General features: G+C 69.3%; 13 protein-coding genes. 7 read left to right on the forward strand and 6 right to left on the reverse strand.

Annotation, left to right across the window (positions count from 1 at the left end):
- Positions 1–9 precede the first annotated feature (9 nt).
- Complete coding sequence (locus tag ABT342_RS05055) at positions 10–993, reverse strand: metal ABC transporter substrate-binding protein (protein ID WP_351567143.1); 984 nt, start codon at positions 991–993, stop codon at positions 10–12.
- A 154-nt stretch (positions 994–1147) separates the two neighbouring features.
- Between ABT342_RS05055 and ABT342_RS05060 the strand changes: the two genes are divergently transcribed.
- Positions 1148–2530 (forward strand): glycine--tRNA ligase, encoded by a 1383-nt coding sequence (locus tag ABT342_RS05060; RefSeq protein WP_351567146.1) that lies wholly within the window; start codon positions 1148–1150, stop codon positions 2528–2530.
- Positions 2531–2710: 180 nt separating this feature from the next.
- Complete coding sequence (locus tag ABT342_RS05065; protein ID WP_351567149.1) at positions 2711–3292, forward strand: AMIN-like domain-containing (lipo)protein; 582 nt, start codon at positions 2711–2713, stop codon at positions 3290–3292.
- A gap of 74 nt (positions 3293–3366) precedes the next feature.
- On the opposite strand, the gene ABT342_RS05070 is transcribed toward ABT342_RS05065, so the two are convergent.
- On the reverse strand, positions 3367–3957 hold the full coding sequence (locus ABT342_RS05070; protein WP_351567152.1) for a TetR/AcrR family transcriptional regulator: 591 nt from the start codon (positions 3955–3957) through the stop codon (positions 3367–3369).
- A gap of 17 nt (positions 3958–3974) precedes the next feature.
- On the reverse strand, positions 3975–4991 hold the full coding sequence (locus tag ABT342_RS05075) for an aldo/keto reductase (protein WP_351567155.1): 1017 nt from the start codon (positions 4989–4991) through the stop codon (positions 3975–3977).
- A gap of 285 nt (positions 4992–5276) precedes the next feature.
- Here ABT342_RS05075 and ABT342_RS05080 point away from each other — a divergent pair, with 285 nt between their 5' ends.
- Positions 5277–5492: a DUF6243 family protein gene (locus ABT342_RS05080; protein WP_351567158.1), complete on the forward strand. Its 216-nt coding sequence runs from the start codon at positions 5277–5279 to the stop codon at positions 5490–5492.
- 89 nt (positions 5493–5581) lie between these two features.
- Here the strand turns inward: ABT342_RS05080 and ABT342_RS05085 are convergent, their stop codons facing one another.
- Positions 5582–7021 carry an MFS transporter gene (locus ABT342_RS05085; RefSeq protein WP_351567161.1) on the reverse strand — a complete coding sequence of 480 codons (1440 nt, stop codon included), beginning with the start codon at positions 7019–7021 and terminating at the stop codon, positions 5582–5584.
- A gap of 52 nt (positions 7022–7073) precedes the next feature.
- On the opposite strand from ABT342_RS05085, the gene dusB reads away from it, so the two are divergent.
- From dusB to ABT342_RS05100, 3 genes are all read left to right on the forward strand, one after another.
- Positions 7074–8207 (forward strand): tRNA dihydrouridine synthase DusB, encoded by a 1134-nt coding sequence (dusB, locus tag ABT342_RS05090; RefSeq protein WP_351567163.1) that lies wholly within the window; start codon positions 7074–7076, stop codon positions 8205–8207.
- Between the two features lie 516 nt (positions 8208–8723).
- On the forward strand, positions 8724–11435 hold the full coding sequence (gene ppdK, locus ABT342_RS05095; RefSeq protein ID WP_351567165.1) for a pyruvate, phosphate dikinase: 2712 nt from the start codon (positions 8724–8726) through the stop codon (positions 11433–11435).
- A gap of 545 nt (positions 11436–11980) precedes the next feature.
- Positions 11981–13102: an ArsR/SmtB family transcription factor gene (locus ABT342_RS05100; protein ID WP_351567168.1), complete on the forward strand. Its 1122-nt coding sequence runs from the start codon at positions 11981–11983 to the stop codon at positions 13100–13102.
- On the opposite strand, the gene ABT342_RS05105 is transcribed toward ABT342_RS05100, so the two are convergent.
- Entirely contained in the window at positions 13068–14228 is a 1161-nt protein-coding gene (locus ABT342_RS05105; protein ID WP_351567171.1) for an alkaline phosphatase PhoX, read from the reverse strand. The genes ABT342_RS05100 and ABT342_RS05105 overlap by 35 nt on opposite strands.
- Positions 14229–14585: 357 nt before the next feature.
- On the opposite strand from ABT342_RS05105, the gene ABT342_RS05110 reads away from it, so the two are divergent.
- The gene (locus tag ABT342_RS05110) at positions 14586–14996 is read left to right on the forward strand and encodes a VOC family protein (RefSeq protein WP_351567174.1); all 411 of its coding nucleotides are present in this window, start codon (positions 14586–14588) and stop codon (positions 14994–14996) included.
- Between the two features lie 18 nt (positions 14997–15014).
- Here ABT342_RS05110 and ABT342_RS05115 read toward each other — a convergent pair whose 3' ends face one another.
- On the reverse strand, positions 15015–15950 hold the full coding sequence (locus tag ABT342_RS05115; RefSeq protein ID WP_351567176.1) for an oxidoreductase: 936 nt from the start codon (positions 15948–15950) through the stop codon (positions 15015–15017).
- Between the last annotated feature and the right edge of the window lie 5 nt (positions 15951–15955).

Raw genomic sequence — 15955 nt, forward strand, 5'->3', positions numbered from 1 at the left:
ATGTGTGCGTCACTTCGCGCCGAGAGCCTTCTGCAGCGCGGCGAGGTTGGACTCCATCACCTCGATGTAGTCATCGCCCTTGGACTTCTCCGTGATTCCCTCCAGCGGGTCCAGGACGTCCGTCTTCAGGTCGGCATCCTTGGCGAGGGTCTTCGCGGTCTTGTCGCTGGCGAGCGTCTCGAAGAAGACGGTGGTGACCTTCTCCTTCTTCGCGATGGTCTGGAGCTCCTTGATCCGGGCGGGGCTCGGGTCCGACTCGGGGTCGACGCCGGCGACGCCCTCCTGTTCCAGGCCGTAGCGCTCGGCGAGGTAGGCGAAGGCGGAGTGGGTGGTGATGAAGGTCTTGGTGCCGGTGGTCTTCAGGCCGCCGGAGAACTTGGTGTCGAGCGCCTTCAGCTTGGTGACCAGCGCCTCGGTGTTCTTCTTGTAGGTGGCGGCGTGGGCCGGGTCGGCCTTCTCCAGCGAGGCGCCGACGCCCTTGGCGATCTCGGTGTACTTCACCGGGTCGAGCCAGACGTGCGGGTCGGCGCCCTCGTGCTCGTGCTCTTCGCCGTGCTCTTCGCCTTCGTGGTCGGCGTGCTCCTCGGGGGACTCGCCCTCGTGCGCGGCGTGGTCCTCGAGCTTCGTGAGGGTGGCGGCGTCCACGGTGTTCTCGACACCGGCCTGGTCGATCGCCTTGTCGACGGCGGGCTGGAGGCCCTTGAGGTAGAGGACGACATCGGCCCGGCGGAGCTCGGAGGCCTGCCTGGGCTTCAGCTCCAGGTCATGCGGCTCGACGCCCGGCTTGGTGAGGGTGGTGACCGCGACGTGGTCACCACCGATCTGTTCGGCGAGATACTGCATGGGGTAGAACGACGCCACCACGTCCAGCTTGCCGCCGCTCTTCTCGCCGTTCGTGGCGTCGGAGGCGCCGGAGCAGGCGGAGAGAGTCACCAGCGACAGAGCGGCTGCTCCGGCGATGGTGGCGGACGGTATGAGGCGTCGTACGTTCATGACTCTCATTTTCAACAAAACTGGAAACGATTGTCAACAAAGGGTCGCCCCAGGCCCATGGGCCGCCGATCCCGGCACCGATTTGATCCCGGGGGTGCGGCCGCCGGTAATCTGAAGCATTCGCTTCGCCCGTCGTCGTAATGAAGAGAGCACCGTGGCCGCCGACAAGATCGACACGATCGTCAACCTGAGCAAGCGCCGTGGCTTTGTCTACCCGTGCAGCGAGATCTACGGCGGCCAGAAGGCCGCCTGGGACTACGGACCGCTGGGTGTCGAGCTCAAGGAGAACATCAAGCGCCAGTGGTGGCGCTACATGGTCACCTCGCGTGAGGACGTCGTCGGTATCGACTCGTCGGTGATCCTGGCGACCGAGGTCTGGGAGGCCTCCGGCCACGTCGCCACCTTCACCGACCCGCTCACCGAGTGCACCTCCTGCCACAAGCGTTACCGCGCCGACCACCTGGAAGAGGCGTACGAGGAGAAGCACGGCAAGGTCCCCGCGAACGGCCTCGCCGACATCAACTGCCCCAACTGCGGCAACAAGGGCCAGTTCACCGAGCCCAAGCAGTTCTCGGGCCTCCTCGCCACCCACCTCGGCCCGACGCAGGACTCCGGCTCCATCGCCTACCTGCGCCCCGAGACCGCCCAGGGCATCTTCACCAACTTCGCCCAGGTCCAGCAGACCTCGCGCCGCAAGCCCCCGTTCGGTATCGCCCAGGTCGGCAAGTCCTTCCGCAACGAGATCACGCCGGGCAACTTCATCTTCCGCACGCGCGAGTTCGAGCAGATGGAGATGGAGTTCTTCGTCAAGCCGGGCGAGGACGAGAAGTGGCACGAGTACTGGATGGAGCAGCGCTGGAACTGGTACACCGGCCTGGGCATGCGTGAAGAGAACATGCGCTGGTACGAGCACCCGGCGGAGAAGCTCTCGCACTACTCGAAGCGCACGGCGGACATCGAGTACCGCTTCCAGTTCGGCGGCAGCGAGTGGGGCGAGCTGGAGGGTGTCGCCAACCGGACCGACTACGACCTCGGCGCCCACTCCAAGGCCTCCGGCCAGGACCTGACGTACTTCGACCAGGAGGCCGGGGAGCGCTGGACGCCGTACGTCATCGAGCCCGCCGCCGGTGTCGGCCGCACGATGCTCGCCTTCCTCCTCGACGGCTACAACGAGGACGAGGCCCCCAACGCCAAGGGCGTGATGGAGAAGCGCACCGTGCTGCGCCTCGACTACCGCATCGCGCCGGTCAAGGTCGCGGTCCTTCCGCTGTCGCGCAACCCGCAGCTCTCCCCGAAGGCCAAGGGCCTCGCGGCGGACCTCCGGCAGAACTGGAACATCGAGTTCGACGACGCGGGCGCGATCGGCCGCCGCTACCGGCGCCAGGACGAGATCGGTACGCCGTACTGCGTCACGGTCGACTTCGACACGCTGGACGACAACGCGGTCACCGTTCGCGAGCGCGACACCATGAAGCAGGAGCGCGTCTCCCTGGACCAGATCCAGGGCTACCTCGCGACCCGCCTCATCGGCTGCTGACGCCTGGCTGCTGACCTGCAGGACGAAGCCCCCGGTTCCTCGGAAGGAACCGGGGGCTTCGCTTTTGCGACAACATCGTGTTCCTGTTGGCCAAAAGCCACCACATGCGCAACTGTGTCACCACAGGCCTCTGTCCTCACGCATGCAAGCTTTACTCAGCTCTCATTCGGGAGGTAAGTCATGCGACGGTGGATGACAGCGGCCGCTGCGCTCGTACTCGTGGGCACGGCCGGGGTGGCGGGCGCCGGTACGGCGGGCGCGGCGGAGAGCGGCCAGGCGGGCCAGCGTGCCTTGGCCGCGGCCTGTTCGACGGCCTGGGGCAGCGGCCTCAAGTCGTCGACGGCCTCGCAGTCCAAGCCGCTCACGAACATCCGGACCGGCCAGAACGCGTGCTACGACCGCATGGTCTTCGACGTCACCGGGGCGGCGGCGGGCAAGGTCGGCTACCACGTCAGCTACGTCGACGCGTTCCATCAGGATGCCTCCGGTGACCTGATACCGGTCAGCGGTGGCGCCATCCTGCAGATCTTCGTGTCCGCGCCGAGCTACGACCCGGCGACCATGAAGCCGGTCTACGCGGGGCAGGCAGGGAAGCCCCTGCCGGGTGTCAACATCAGTGGATACAAGACGTTCAAGGACACCAAGTTCGGGGCGAGCTTCGAGGGGCAGACCCAGGTCGGCCTGGGTGTTCGCGCCAAGCTTCCGTTCCGGGTGCTCCAGTCCGGTGACCAGCTGATCGTGGACGTCGCGCACACCTGGTAGCAACGCCGAGGGCCGCCGGGGCGCATGTGATGTGCGCCCCGGCGGCCTTCTTCCGTCCCGAGCCTTTTCCGTGCTTACGCCCGCAGCCCGCGCAGCAGCAGCGCGCAGGTGGCGTCGAAGGCGTCGTCGATCCCGTCGCGCCCCCAGTCCCCGGCGTACGCCGGATCGTGGAAGCGGTTGGTGGCGTCGAAGACCGCGCGGGCGGTCGTACGGACGTCGACGGCGGGCGGGGCGAAGTCCCCGCGCCGTACGCCGTCCTCGAGGATGCGGGCGAGCTGGTCGACCAGGCCCTCCACGTGCTGCTCCACGACACCGCTGCTCTCGCCGATCAGCACCTCGTACGTGGAGAACAGCTCGGGATCGTCGCCCGCCTTGTGGCGCTTCGCGGTGAACAGGGCCCGCAGCCAGCGCTCCAGGCGCTCGTCCGCGGGCCCCTCGCCCTCCGTGATCCCGGTCAGATCCGCCACCGCGCGCTTGAGCCAGCGCTCGGTGACCGCCTCGCGCAGGGCCACCTTCGTCCGGAAGTGCCGGTAGACGCTGCCGTGGCTGACCCCGAGGGCGCGCGCCACATCGACGACCGTGGCCTTCGCCGGGCCGTAGCGACGCAGCACCTCCTCCGTGGCTTCGAGGATGCGGTCGGCGGTCAGGATCTCGGTGGTGGACATGGCATTGACGGTACCTGTCAGTGCTCGCTGTCCAGATGCGCCATCTGCGCCTCCGGGTAGCGCGCCCCGGCCGCCGCCCCCGCCGGCACGGCACGCTCGATCGCGTCCAGGTCGGCGGCGTCGAGCGTGACGTCGAGCGCGCCGAGCGCCTCGTCGAGCCGGTCCCGGCGGCGGGCGCCGACCAGCGGGACGATGTCCTCGCCGCGGGCGAGCACCCAGGCGATCGCGATCTGGGCGACCGAGACGCCCTTCTGCTCGGCGATCTTGCGGAGCTGCTCGACCAGGTCGAGGTTGTGCCGCAGGTTCTCGCCCTGGAAGCGCGGGCTCATGCCGCGGAAGTCGTTCGCCGCGAGCTGCCGGTCGCTGGTGAAGTGCCCGCTGATCAGACCGCGGGACAGCACACCGTACGCCGTGACGCCGATGCCCAGCTCACGGGCGGTCGGCAGGATCTCGTCCTCGATGCCGCGCGAGATCAGTGAGTACTCGATCTGCAGATCGGAGACCGGCGCGACGGAGGCGGCCCGGCGCAGGGTGTCGGCCCCGACCTCGGACATGCCGACGTGCCGGACATGGCCCGCCTCGATCAGCTCGGCGATGGCGCCGACCGTCTCCTCGACCGGTACGCCGGGGTCGACCCGCGCGATCCGGTAGATGTCGATGTGGTCGGTGCCCAGGCGCTGGAGCGAGTACGCCGCGAAGTTCTTCACCGCGGCGGGCCGGCCGTCATAGCCGGACCAGCCGCCGTCCGGGTCGCGCAGCGCACCGAACTTCACGCTGGTCAGCGCGGTCTCGCGGAGGGCGGCCGGGGCGGTGCGCAGGGCCTCGTTGATCAGCAGCTCGTTGTGGCCCATGCCGTAGAAGTCGCCGGTGTCGAGCAGCGTGATCCCGGCGTCGAGGGCGGCGTGGATCGTCGCGATGGACTCGGCCCGGTCGGCCTCGCCGTACAGCGCGGACATGCCCATGCAGCCGAGCCCGAGCGCGGAGACCCGGGGACCGGTGGTGCCGAGGGGGCGGGTGGGGGTGGAGGTGCTCATGAGGGGCTCCTCGGGGGAGGGGTGGGGGAGGTCGTGAGACGACTATGGCATGACGGATGACAGATTTCAATATTTGTCATCCGATGGAGATCGGCGGGTCGGACGGCGGATCGGTCGGCGAGGCGGTGAGCGGGGCGAGAAATGGGATGCCGTGTTCCGTCGCCGGGCGGTAACGTCGCCCGCATGTCCTCCTTCTTCCAGATCTACGAGTGAGAGTGCGGCGGCCGCGTCCCGCCCCATCACCTGAATTCCGGATCACTTCTCACCAGGACGGGAGAACCCCCTGTGGCCAAGAGCCGTAACAACCTCCTCGGCGTGGGCGGACAGCGCAAGAAGCTGTCCCGCGCCGACCAGCAGGGCAACGGCCCGGCGCGCAACGCCGATCGCAAGGCGTCCGCCGACCAGAAGCAGGAACTGCTGCGCAAGATGAAGGAGCGCGCCCAGGGCGCCTCGGCCGCCGACCAGGACGGTCAGGACGCCCAGGGCGACGCCCAGAGCTGACGCTCACTCACCTCGCGGACACGGACGGGCCCGGGTCGCCTCAGGCGACCCGGGCCCGTTTCGTGCGTGTGCGGCTTTCCGGCCTGGGGTCAGGACCTGCGGCTGTCGGCAGGTACGCGCGCCTCGGCCGACTCCAGGCGGAGCGCGGTGCGTTCCGCCGTGGCGCGTGCCCAGGGGCCGCTGGTGGCGAGGCCGACGAGGAGTACGGACAGGCCGCAGCCGGTGATGATCCACCAGGCGGTCGTGGTCGCCCCGGCTCCCGTCGCCCCCGCCCCCGTCGCCAGGACGGAGCCGATGACCGCGACGCCGAGTGTCTGGCCCGTCTGGCGGCTGGTGGAGGCGACGGCGGCCGCCACGCCGGCCTGGGAGCGGGGCATGCCGGAGACGGCGGTGTTGGTGATGGGGGCGTTCACCATGCCGAAGCCCAGCCCGAAGAGCACGTAACCGGTGAAGAGGAGCGCCGTGGACGTCCCGGCCCGGAAGACGGCGAAGAGCAGCCCGCACGCCGCCATGGAGACCCCGGCGACGATCAGGGGGATGCGGGGGCCGCGGGCGCCGACCAGCCGGCCGGACAGCGGGGCGCAGACGAAGGTCATGGCGGCCATGGGCAGCATGAACAGCCCGGCGTGCAGGGCGGACAGGCCGCGTACGTCCTGGAGGTAGAGGGTGTTGAGGAAGAGGAAGCCCCCGAGCGCCGCGAAGGCGCTGACCGCGATGACGGTCGCCCCGCTGAAGGGCGCCGAGCGGAAGAAGCGCAGGTCGATGAGGGGTTCACGGCGCCGGGGCTCGTACAGGAGCAGCCCGGCGAGGGCGAGGACGGCGAGCACGGCGTAGGGGATGACGGCGGGGAGGCCGACCGCGGGGGCCTCGATGATCGCGTAGGTGAGGGAGCCGAGGAGCGCGATGACCAGGAGCTGGCCGACGGGGTCGACGCGGCGGGGTCTCGGGGCGCGGGATTCGGGGACGTATCGCCAGGTGAGGAGGAGTGCGGCGAGGCCCACCGGGACGTTGATCCAGAAGATCGAGCGCCAGCCGACGGTGTCGGTGAGCAGACCGCCCACCACCGGTCCCGCGGCCATCGATATGCCGACGACACCGCCCCACACCCCGATCGCGCGGGCGCGCTCGCGCGGGTCGGTGAAGGTGTTGGTGATGATCGACATGGCGACGGGGTTGAGCATGGAGCCGCCGACGGCCTGGACCATGCGGAAGGCGACGAGCGATTCGAGGTTCGGGGCGAGCGAGCAGAGGACGGAGCCGAGGGTGAAGAGGACGAGTCCGGCCTTGAAGACCTTGCGACGGCCGATCCGGTCGGCCGTCGATCCCGCGAGCATCAGCAGCGAGGCGAGGACGAGGGTGTAGGCGTCGACGGTCCATTGCATTCCGGCGATGGTGGTGTGCAGGTCCTCGCGCATCGAGGGCAGCGCGACGTTGAGGACGGTGTTGTCCAGGCTGACGATCAGCAGGCTCATGCAGCAGATGGCCAGGATCAGGAGCCGTCGCCGGGGGCTGAGCGCGGACTCGGACATGTATGCATAGTACGACTAACTAATGACCGTGGCGGTGCGCGACAATGGGCCAATGACCACGCTCTCCATCGGCCCGCACACCGTGCAGCCCCCTGTGGTGCTCGCTCCCATGGCCGGCATCACCAACGCGCCGTTCCGCACCCTCTGCCGTGAGTTTTCCGGTGGCAAGGGGTTGTTCGTCAGCGAGATGATCACGACGCGGGCGCTGGTCGAGCGCAACGAGAAGACGATGCAGCTCATCCACTTCGACGCGAGTGAGACGCCGCGCTCGATCCAGCTCTACGGGGTGGACCCGGTCACCGTCGGCAAGGCCGTACGCATGATCGTGGACGAGGACCTGGCCGACCACATCGACCTGAACTTCGGCTGCCCGGTGCCGAAGGTGACCCGCAAGGGCGGCGGGTCGGCCCTCCCGTACAAGCGGCCGCTGCTGCGGGCCATCCTCAACGAGGCCGTCGGCAACGCCGGATCCCTGCCGGTGACGATGAAGATGCGCAAGGGCATCGACGACGACCACATCACGTACCTGGACGCGGGGCGGATCGCGGTCGAGGAGGGCGTGACCGCCATCGCCCTGCACGGACGGACCGCCGCCCAGCACTACGGCGGCACGGCCGACTGGGACGCGATCGCCCGGCTGAAGGAGCACGTGCCGGAGATCCCCGTCCTCGGCAACGGCGACATCTGGTCGGCGGACGACGCGCTGCGGATGATGCGCGAGACCGGCTGCGACGGGGTCGTGGTGGGGCGCGGGTGCCTGGGGCGGCCGTGGCTGTTCGGCGACCTGGTGGCGGCGTTCGAGGGCACGGGTGCCGAGGGATACGCGACGCCGACGCTGCGGGAGGTCGCGGGCATCATGCGGCGGCACGCGGAGCTGCTCGGCGAGTGGATCGGGGACGAGGCACGCGGCGTGATCGACTTCCGCAAGCACGTGGCGTGGTACCTGAAGGGCTTCGCGGTCGGTTCGGAGATGCGGAAGAAGCTGGCGATCACGTCGTCGCTGGCCGAGATGGACGCTCATCTGAGCGAGCTGGATCTGGACCAGGCGTGGCCGGTGGGTGCGGACGGTCCGCGCGGGCGTACGTCGGGTAACAACCGGGTGGTGCTGCCGGACGGCTGGCTGAAGGACCCGTACGACTGCGCGTCGGTCGGGGAGGACGCGGAACTGGACACGTCGGGCGGCTGAGGCGCCCCGCCCCTTCTGCGGGGCTCCACCCCTGAACCCCCGCCGGGGCTCACACTTCCCCACGTCGGGGGGTGTGGGACCTCCCGGCGGGGGTTCGTCGTGCGGGCCCGCGCCTCGGAAGGTGGGGAGCCGTGAAGGTCCGTATCGTGAAATCAGGCCGTCTCGCACTGCGTGATTCTCGCCACCCTTGATAAGGGTTGCGCTCAGATGAGCGAAACATGAGCCACTTCAGTTCTCGAAGGCTCAGCTCCAAATATCGTCTAGTTGTGTTCAATATTTGAACTCACTTGCCCGAGAGGGCGCTCACCTGAGCGCAGATCCCCTACTTTGAGTCAAGCGCTCTTCGAGGGGTGAAGGTGTCGAGGCGACTCTGTTTACGCATCGGTAACCTGCGATCTAGTGGCGGACGGGTGGTTACGGCCGAATGACAGACAAGTGGACGTACCGATCTGCCTTCGATCTGGGTATGTTCCTCGCCGTCAGGGCAGCCACCGAGTCCTCGAGGAGTCGAGACCCGTGTCGGAAAACAAAGATCAGAAGTTCGTCTACGACTTCACCGAGGGCAACAGGGACCTCAAGGACCTTCTCGGTGGCAAGGGCGCGAACCTGGCCGAGATGACCAACCTCGGCCTCCCGGTTCCTCCGGGCTTCACCATCACCACCGAGGCCTGCAAGGTCTACCTCGAGAGCGGTGAGGAGCCCGCGGCACTCCGTGACGAGGTCAGCGCGCACCTCGAGGCGCTCGAGAAGGAGATGGGCAAGAAGCTCGGCCAGGCCGACAACCCCCTGCTCGTATCCGTACGCTCCGGTGCCAAGTTCTCCATGCCCGGCATGATGGACACCGTCCTCAACATCGGTCTCTCCGACAAGTCCGTCGAGGGCCTCGCCAAGCAGGCCGGCGACGAGCGCTTCGCCTGGGACTCGTACCGCCGGCTCGTCCAGATGTTCGGCAAGACCGTCCTCGGCGTCGACGGCGAGCTCTTCGAGGAGGCGCTCGACGAGGCCAAGCGCGCCAAGAAGGTCACCGTCGACACCGATCTCGACGCCGCCGACCTGAAGAAGCTGGTCAAGCAGTTCAAGAAGATCGTCAAGGCCGAGGCCGGCCGGGACTTCCCGCAGGACCCGCGCGAGCAGATGGACCTCGCCATCAAGGCGGTCTTCGACTCGTGGAACACGGACCGCGCCAAGCTGTACCGCCGCCAGGAGCGCATCCCCGGCGACCTCGGCACGGCCGTCAACGTCTGCTCCATGGTCTTCGGCAACCTCGGCCCCGACTCCGGCACCGGCGTCGCCTTCACCCGTGACCCCGCCAGCGGCCACCAGGGCGTCTACGGCGACTACCTGCAGAACGCGCAGGGCGAGGACGTCGTCGCCGGTATCCGCAACACCGTGCCGCTCGCCGAGCTGGAGTCGATCGACAAGAAGTCGTACGACCAGCTGATGCAGATCATGGAGACGCTGGAGACCCACTACAAGGATCTCTGCGACATCGAGTTCACCATCGAGCGCGGCCAGCTGTGGATGCTCCAGACCCGCGTCGGCAAGCGCACCGCCGGTGCCGCCTTCCGGATCGCCACCCAGCTGGTCGACCAGGGCCTGATCGACGAGGCAGAGGCGCTCCAGCGCGTCAACGGCGCCCAGCTCGCCCAGCTGATGTTCCCGCGCTTCGACGAGAGCGCCAAGGTCGAGAAGATCGGCCGCGGCATCGCCGCGTCGCCCGGCGCGGCGGTCGGCAAGGCCGTCTTCGACTCGTACACGGCCGTCAAGTGGTCGCGCTCCGGCGAGAAGGTCATCCTGATCCGCCGTGAGACCAACCCCGACGACCTCAACGGCATGATCGCCGCCGAGGGCATCCTGACCTCGCGCGGCGGCAAGACCTCGCACGCGGCCGTCGTCGCCCGCGGCATGGGCAAGACCTGTGTCTGCGGCGCCGAGGAGCTCGAGGTCGACACCAAGCGCCGCCGGATGACCGCCGCCGACGGCACGGTCGTCGAAGAGGGCGACGTCGTCTCCATCGACGGTTCCACCGGCAAGGTGTACCTCGGTGAGGTCCCGGTCGTGCCCTCCCCGGTCGTCGAGTACTTCGAGGGCCGCATGCACGCCGGCGCCGACGACGCCGACGAGCTCGTCGCCGCCGTGCACCGGATCATGGCGTACGCGGACCGGGTCCGCCGGCTGCGCGTACGGGCCAACGCCGACAACGCCGAGGACGCGCTGCGCGCCCGTCGCTTCGGCGCCCAGGGCATCGGCCTGTGCCGCACCGAGCACATGTTCCTCGGTGAGCGCCGCGAGATGGTCGAGAAGCTGATCCTCGCCGACACCGACGAGGAGCGCGAGGAAGCGCTGAAGGCGCTGCTCCCGCAGCAGAAGCAGGACTTCATCGAGCTGTTCGAGGCGATGGACGGGCTGCCGGTGACCGTGCGGCTGCTCGACCCGCCGCTGCACGAGTTCCTGCCCGACATCACCGAGCTGTCGGTGCGCGTCGCCCTCGCCGAGGCCCGCAAGGACGCCAACGAGAACGACCTGCGCCTGCTCCAGGCCGTGCACAAGCTGCACGAGCAGAACCCGATGCTGGGTCTGCGCGGTGTCCGCCTCGGCCTGGTCATCCCCGGCCTGTTCACCATGCAGGTCCGGGCCATCGCCGAGGCCGCCGCCGCACGGATCGACGCCAAGGGCGACCCGCGCGCCGAGATCATGATCCCGCTCGTGGGCACCGTCCAGGAGCTGGAGATCGTCCGCGAGGACGCCGAGAAGGTCATCGCCGAGGTCCAGGCCGCCACCGGCATCGAGCTGAAGCTGGCGCTCGGCACGATGATCGAGCTGCCGCGCGCCGCCGTGACCGCCGGACAGATCGCCGAGGCCGCCGAGTTCTTCTCCTTCGGAACGAACGACCTCACCCAGACCGTATGGGGCTTCAGCCGGGACGACGTGGAGGCCAGCTTCTTCACCGCGTACCTGGAGAAGGGCATCTTCGGCGTCAGCCCGTTCGAGACGATCGACAAGGACGGCGTCGGCGCGCTGGTCCGCAGCGCGGCCGAGGCCGGCCGGGCCACCCGCCCGGACATCAAGCTCGGCGTCTGCGGTGAGCACGGCGGCGACCCCGAGTCGGTGCACTTCTTCCACGAGGTGGGCCTGGACTACGTCTCCTGCTCGCCGTTCCGGATCCCGGTGGCGCGGCTGGAGGCGGGCCGCGCGGCCGCGCAGTCGACCGGGAGCGACAGCCGCTGACCCGTACGGCGTGATGCCGCGGCGCCGGTCGGCCCTCCGGTCGACCGGCATATGACCCCGGGACCGTCGGTGGTTCATCCTGACCCTCACCGACCCGCCGATGGTCCCGGCGCACAGAAGAAGAAGAGGGGCGTGCACCTTGTGCGGAGGTGCGCGCCCCTCTTCGGCTTTCCCGCCCTTGGTTCAGCCCTTGGCCTCGTCCTTGAATTCCGGACTATTGTGGGCGGTTTGATTTCCGCCATTCTTTGAGCAAAGAAGAGGCGGGGCGCGACCTGCGGATCCCCACCCGCAGGCCACGCCCCATTACCTATGCCGGACACGGAGCCGCAACCTCCGCCGACCGCCGCCGGGCGGGGAAAGCCCCCCACGGTCTTTGCCTCGCCCCTTCGGTACAGGAAGGTTTCGCGTCCGACGTCGTACAGCTTTTCGGTTCGGCAGGGTCCTCCGCACTGCGTTTCAGCTCTGACCGAAACATCGTGGTAACGTGGCGTGACTGAGTGCATACTCAGGGGCGGGTCGATTGCGGATGCAACAGTGGGGGTTCCGTGCTGCGTATCCATTTCACCGGGGAGGACCTTGCGAGGGTCCGACTGGCGGTCAGGCCGGACGTATTGTGGGAGACAATTCTCAGCTTTCATCGTTTACGGGACCGGCGCGGCGCCACCGTCTACGGGGAATGGCGCAGCGAAACCCGCGCCCGGTTGAATGGTGAAACACGTCTGCTCGCCTCGCTCGTGCCGTCCCGCGGCTATTTCCCGGACTTTCTCACCCCGCCCGAAGCGCTCCACGGCCTCGACGAAGGGCTCGAAGCGGTACGCGTCACCCCGGTGCGCCGGCTGCGCGCGGAGCTCGGGCTGCTCGCCGCCGACCGTCCGCACACCGCACCGGCCGGCCGGCTCGCCGGGCTCGACGAGGGCGCGGCCGAGCCGATGGCCCGGCTGATCGGCGCCCTGCGCAGCTACCACCGGGCCGCCGTGGACCCGTACTGGACGCAGATCCAGGCCGCCGTGGAGGCCGACAGGGCCGCCCGCGGCCGGGCCCTCCTCGACGGCGGCGCCGACGAACTGCTCGCCTCGCTCCCGCCGATGCTGCGCTGGAGCGCCCCCGTCCTGGAGGCGGACTACCCCGTCGACCGCGATGTCCATCTGGAAGGGCGCGGGCTGCTGCTCCAGCCGTCGTACTTCTGCCGCGGTACGCCCGTGGTCCGCCGGGATCCGGCGCTGCCGCCCGTCCTGGTCTACCCGGTCACCCACTGCGGCGCCGCGGCCCCCGTGGACGCCGAGCGGGACCGGGTGTCGCTGGGGCGGCTCGTCGGCCACACCCGCTCGGCCGTCCTGCACTCCATCGGCAACGGCTGTACGACGAGCGAACTCGCCCGCAGGGCCGGGGTGTCGCTGGCGTCGGCCAGCCAGCACGCGTGCGTGCTGCGCGAAGCCGGCCTGGTGATCACCCTGCGGAACGGGAACGCGGTGCTGCACACGATGACCCCGCTGGGCACCGCCCTGCTCAGGGGCGGAGCCCAGCGGGACCCGGCGCCGGTTCCGGCCCAGGCCCCCCATGCCCATGCCCATGCTCCGGTTCCGGCACAGGCACAGGCACAGGGTCCGGTTCAGGCTCCGGCCGCGGCTTCGCCTACGCGCGGAACGGGCCCGTCACCTCGTAGGTGATGCCGCCCGACGAACTGCCGCTCGTACCGCGCTGGCTGGAGAAGTACAGGCGGTTGCCGGCGGGGGAGAAGGCCGGGCCGGTGATCTCCGAGGAGGACTGGCCGGTGATCCGCAGGAACGGCGCGACCACGTCGTCCGGCGTGATGACGCAGATCTCCATGTTGCCGCCGTCCTCGGCCACGTACAGGTCGCCGAAGGAGGATCCGGTGACGTTGTCGACGCCGGTCAGCGGCGCGCCGCCGCCCACCACGAGGGAGTCGTCGTAGGCCAGCTCGTAGGTGCTGTTCGCCAGGTTCAGCTGCCAGAGGCGGTTGTCGCCCTTGGTGGTGAACCAGACGGTGTCGTTGGCGTAGTGGCAGCCCTCGCCGCCGTTGAACCGCTTGACCCCGGAGACCTGGTTGCGGGTCACGGTCGGGGAGCCGTCCGGGTCCGGCACGTTCTGCCAGGTGAAGGAGCCGGAGGTGCCGCTGCCGGCCTTGAGGACCTGGAGGGTGCCGGAGGAGAGGTTGCCCCAGGTGGTGGGGATGAAGCGGTAGAAGCAGCCGTCCGACTCGTCCTCGGTCAGGTAGACGACCTGGCGCACCGGGTCGGCGGCAGCGGCCTCGTGCTTGAACCGGCCCATCGCCGACCGCCGCACGGCCGCGTTCACCCCGTACGGGTCGGTCTCGTACACATAGCCCAGGCTGACCTCCTCACAGGACAGCCAGGTGTTCCACGGGGTCTTGCCGCCCGCGCAGTTCTGCCGGGTGTTCGAGAGGATCCGGTACGCGCCGGTGATCGTGCCGGACGAGTTGAACTTGACGGCGCTCGCACCGCCGGAGGGGTTGATCTCGGAGTTCGACACGTAGATCCAGCCCGAGCCGTCGGCGAAACACGCGCCGCCGTCCGGGGCGTTGTGCCAGGTGTACGAGGTGCCGCTCACGGTCTGGCCGGACCGGGCGATCACCCGGCTGGTGAAGCCGCTGGGCAGCATGATGCCGTTCGCGTCCGCCGCGCCCAGCGCCCCGTAGGGGCCGGGGCCGGGCTGGGCGGGGGCCGCGTAGGCGGCGCCCTGCCACAGGGTGTTGCCGAACGCTGCGGCGGACGTGCCGATGACCGCTCCGCGCAGGAAGCTGCGTCGTTCCACTGTCACTCCATGAGGATCGTGACCGCCTGTGCCGCCGGCCGGCGGCACAGGGTCGCGCGCTGAAGGAACCTAGGAGCACTGAATTGACGGTGCGGCAACGGCCGATGAAGCGGAAGAGTCGAGGTGCCGGAATGCCGCTGTCGGGCCAGGAACACGACCCGTGCGGCGTAGCGACCTGTGCCGGCATGGGCCGTCCGCCGGAAAGACCGTCAGGCAGCGGGTCCGGGAGCGCTGCGGCGCGGCCTGACGCCGGGCGAAAGTTTTTTCGGCGCGAGCGATGAGTTCCGGGTGACCCCTGGGTCTACCCCTCGAAACCGCCACCACGGCGGGACGACGAGGGAAGAGAAGAGAAGAACGATGGCGCAGATGATCTTCGTGAACCTGCCGGTGAAGGACCTCGAGAAGTCGAAGGCCTTCTGGAGCGCGCTCGGCTACTCCTTCAACCCGCAGTTCAGCGACCAGAGCACCGCGTGTCTCGTGTTCAGCGACACCATCTTCGCGATGCTCCTGGCCGAGCCGCGCTTCAAGGAGTTCACCAAGAAGGACATCGCCGACGCGACCACCAGCACCGAAGTGCTCCTCGCGCTCAGCGTCGAGAGCCGCGAGAAGGTCGACGAGCTGGCGGACGCGGCCCTCGCCGCCGGCGGGTCGCCCGCGAACGAGACCCAGGACCACGGATTCATGTACGGACGTTCCTTCCAGGACCCGGACCACCACACCTGGGAGGTCGTCTGGATGGACCCCAAGGCCGTCGAGAGCCAGTCCTGACGGGCCCGACCGGCCCGGCTATCGCTTCAGATCGTCGTACGCCACGCCCGTGAGCTGCTCCGAGGCCACCCAGAGCCGCTCACCGGCGACATCGTTCAGCGTCCACCGGGTCCGCCAGGACTCCGTGGGCGCGCCCCGCCAGCCCTGGAGCCGCGGCCCGGTGAACGAGTCGGGGCGTACGCCGGGCGCGGTCGCCGCGTACAGGGTGGGCAGCGCGCCCGCCTCGGCGGGCTGGGCGATGATCCGGTTGCCGAACTCCATGATCCGTTCGGCCGCCCGGCGCCCCTCCATCCGCGCGCCCGCGGTCGCCAGGTTGGTGGCGGCGTAGCCCGGGTGCGCCGACGCCGCCACGACGTCCGAGCCCGCGCCGCGCAGCCGCCGCGCCAGCTCGTGGGTGAACAGCAGATTCGCGGTCTTGGAGCGCCCGTACGCCACCCACTTGCGGTAGCGGCGCTCGCTGTTGAGATCGCCCATGTCGATGTTCGCCAGCGCGTGCAGCCCGCTGGAGACGGTGACGACGCGGGCGCCCGGAGTCTCCAGCAGCTTCGGGAGCAGCAGTCCGGTGAGGGCGAAGTGCCCGAGGTGGTTGACCCCGAACTGGGTCTCGAAGCCGTCGGCGGTTCTGCCGTACGGGAGTGCCATCACGCCCGCGTTGTTGACGAGCAGGTCCAGCGTCCCGGGCTCGTACGCCTCCGCGAACCGCCGTACGGAGGCGAGGTCGGCCAGGTCCAGCGGCCGGAACTCGACGTCCGCGCCCTGGACCTGCCGCCTGACGAGCTGCTCGGCCTCCGTCCCCCGTGCCTCGCTGCGGCACGCGAGGATCACTCGCGCGCCGCGGCGGGCCAGCTCACGGGCCGTGACGAGGCCGATTCCGCTGTTGGCTCCGGTGACCACCGCGGTGCGTCCGCTCTGGTCGGGGATGTCGCGTGCGGTCCAGCCGGCCGTCTTCGGCATGCCTT

Origin of the sequence: Streptomyces sp. NPDC000410, from assembly GCF_040300305.1 — a bacterium.
Classification (GTDB): Bacteria; Actinomycetota; Actinomycetes; order Streptomycetales; family Streptomycetaceae; genus Streptomyces.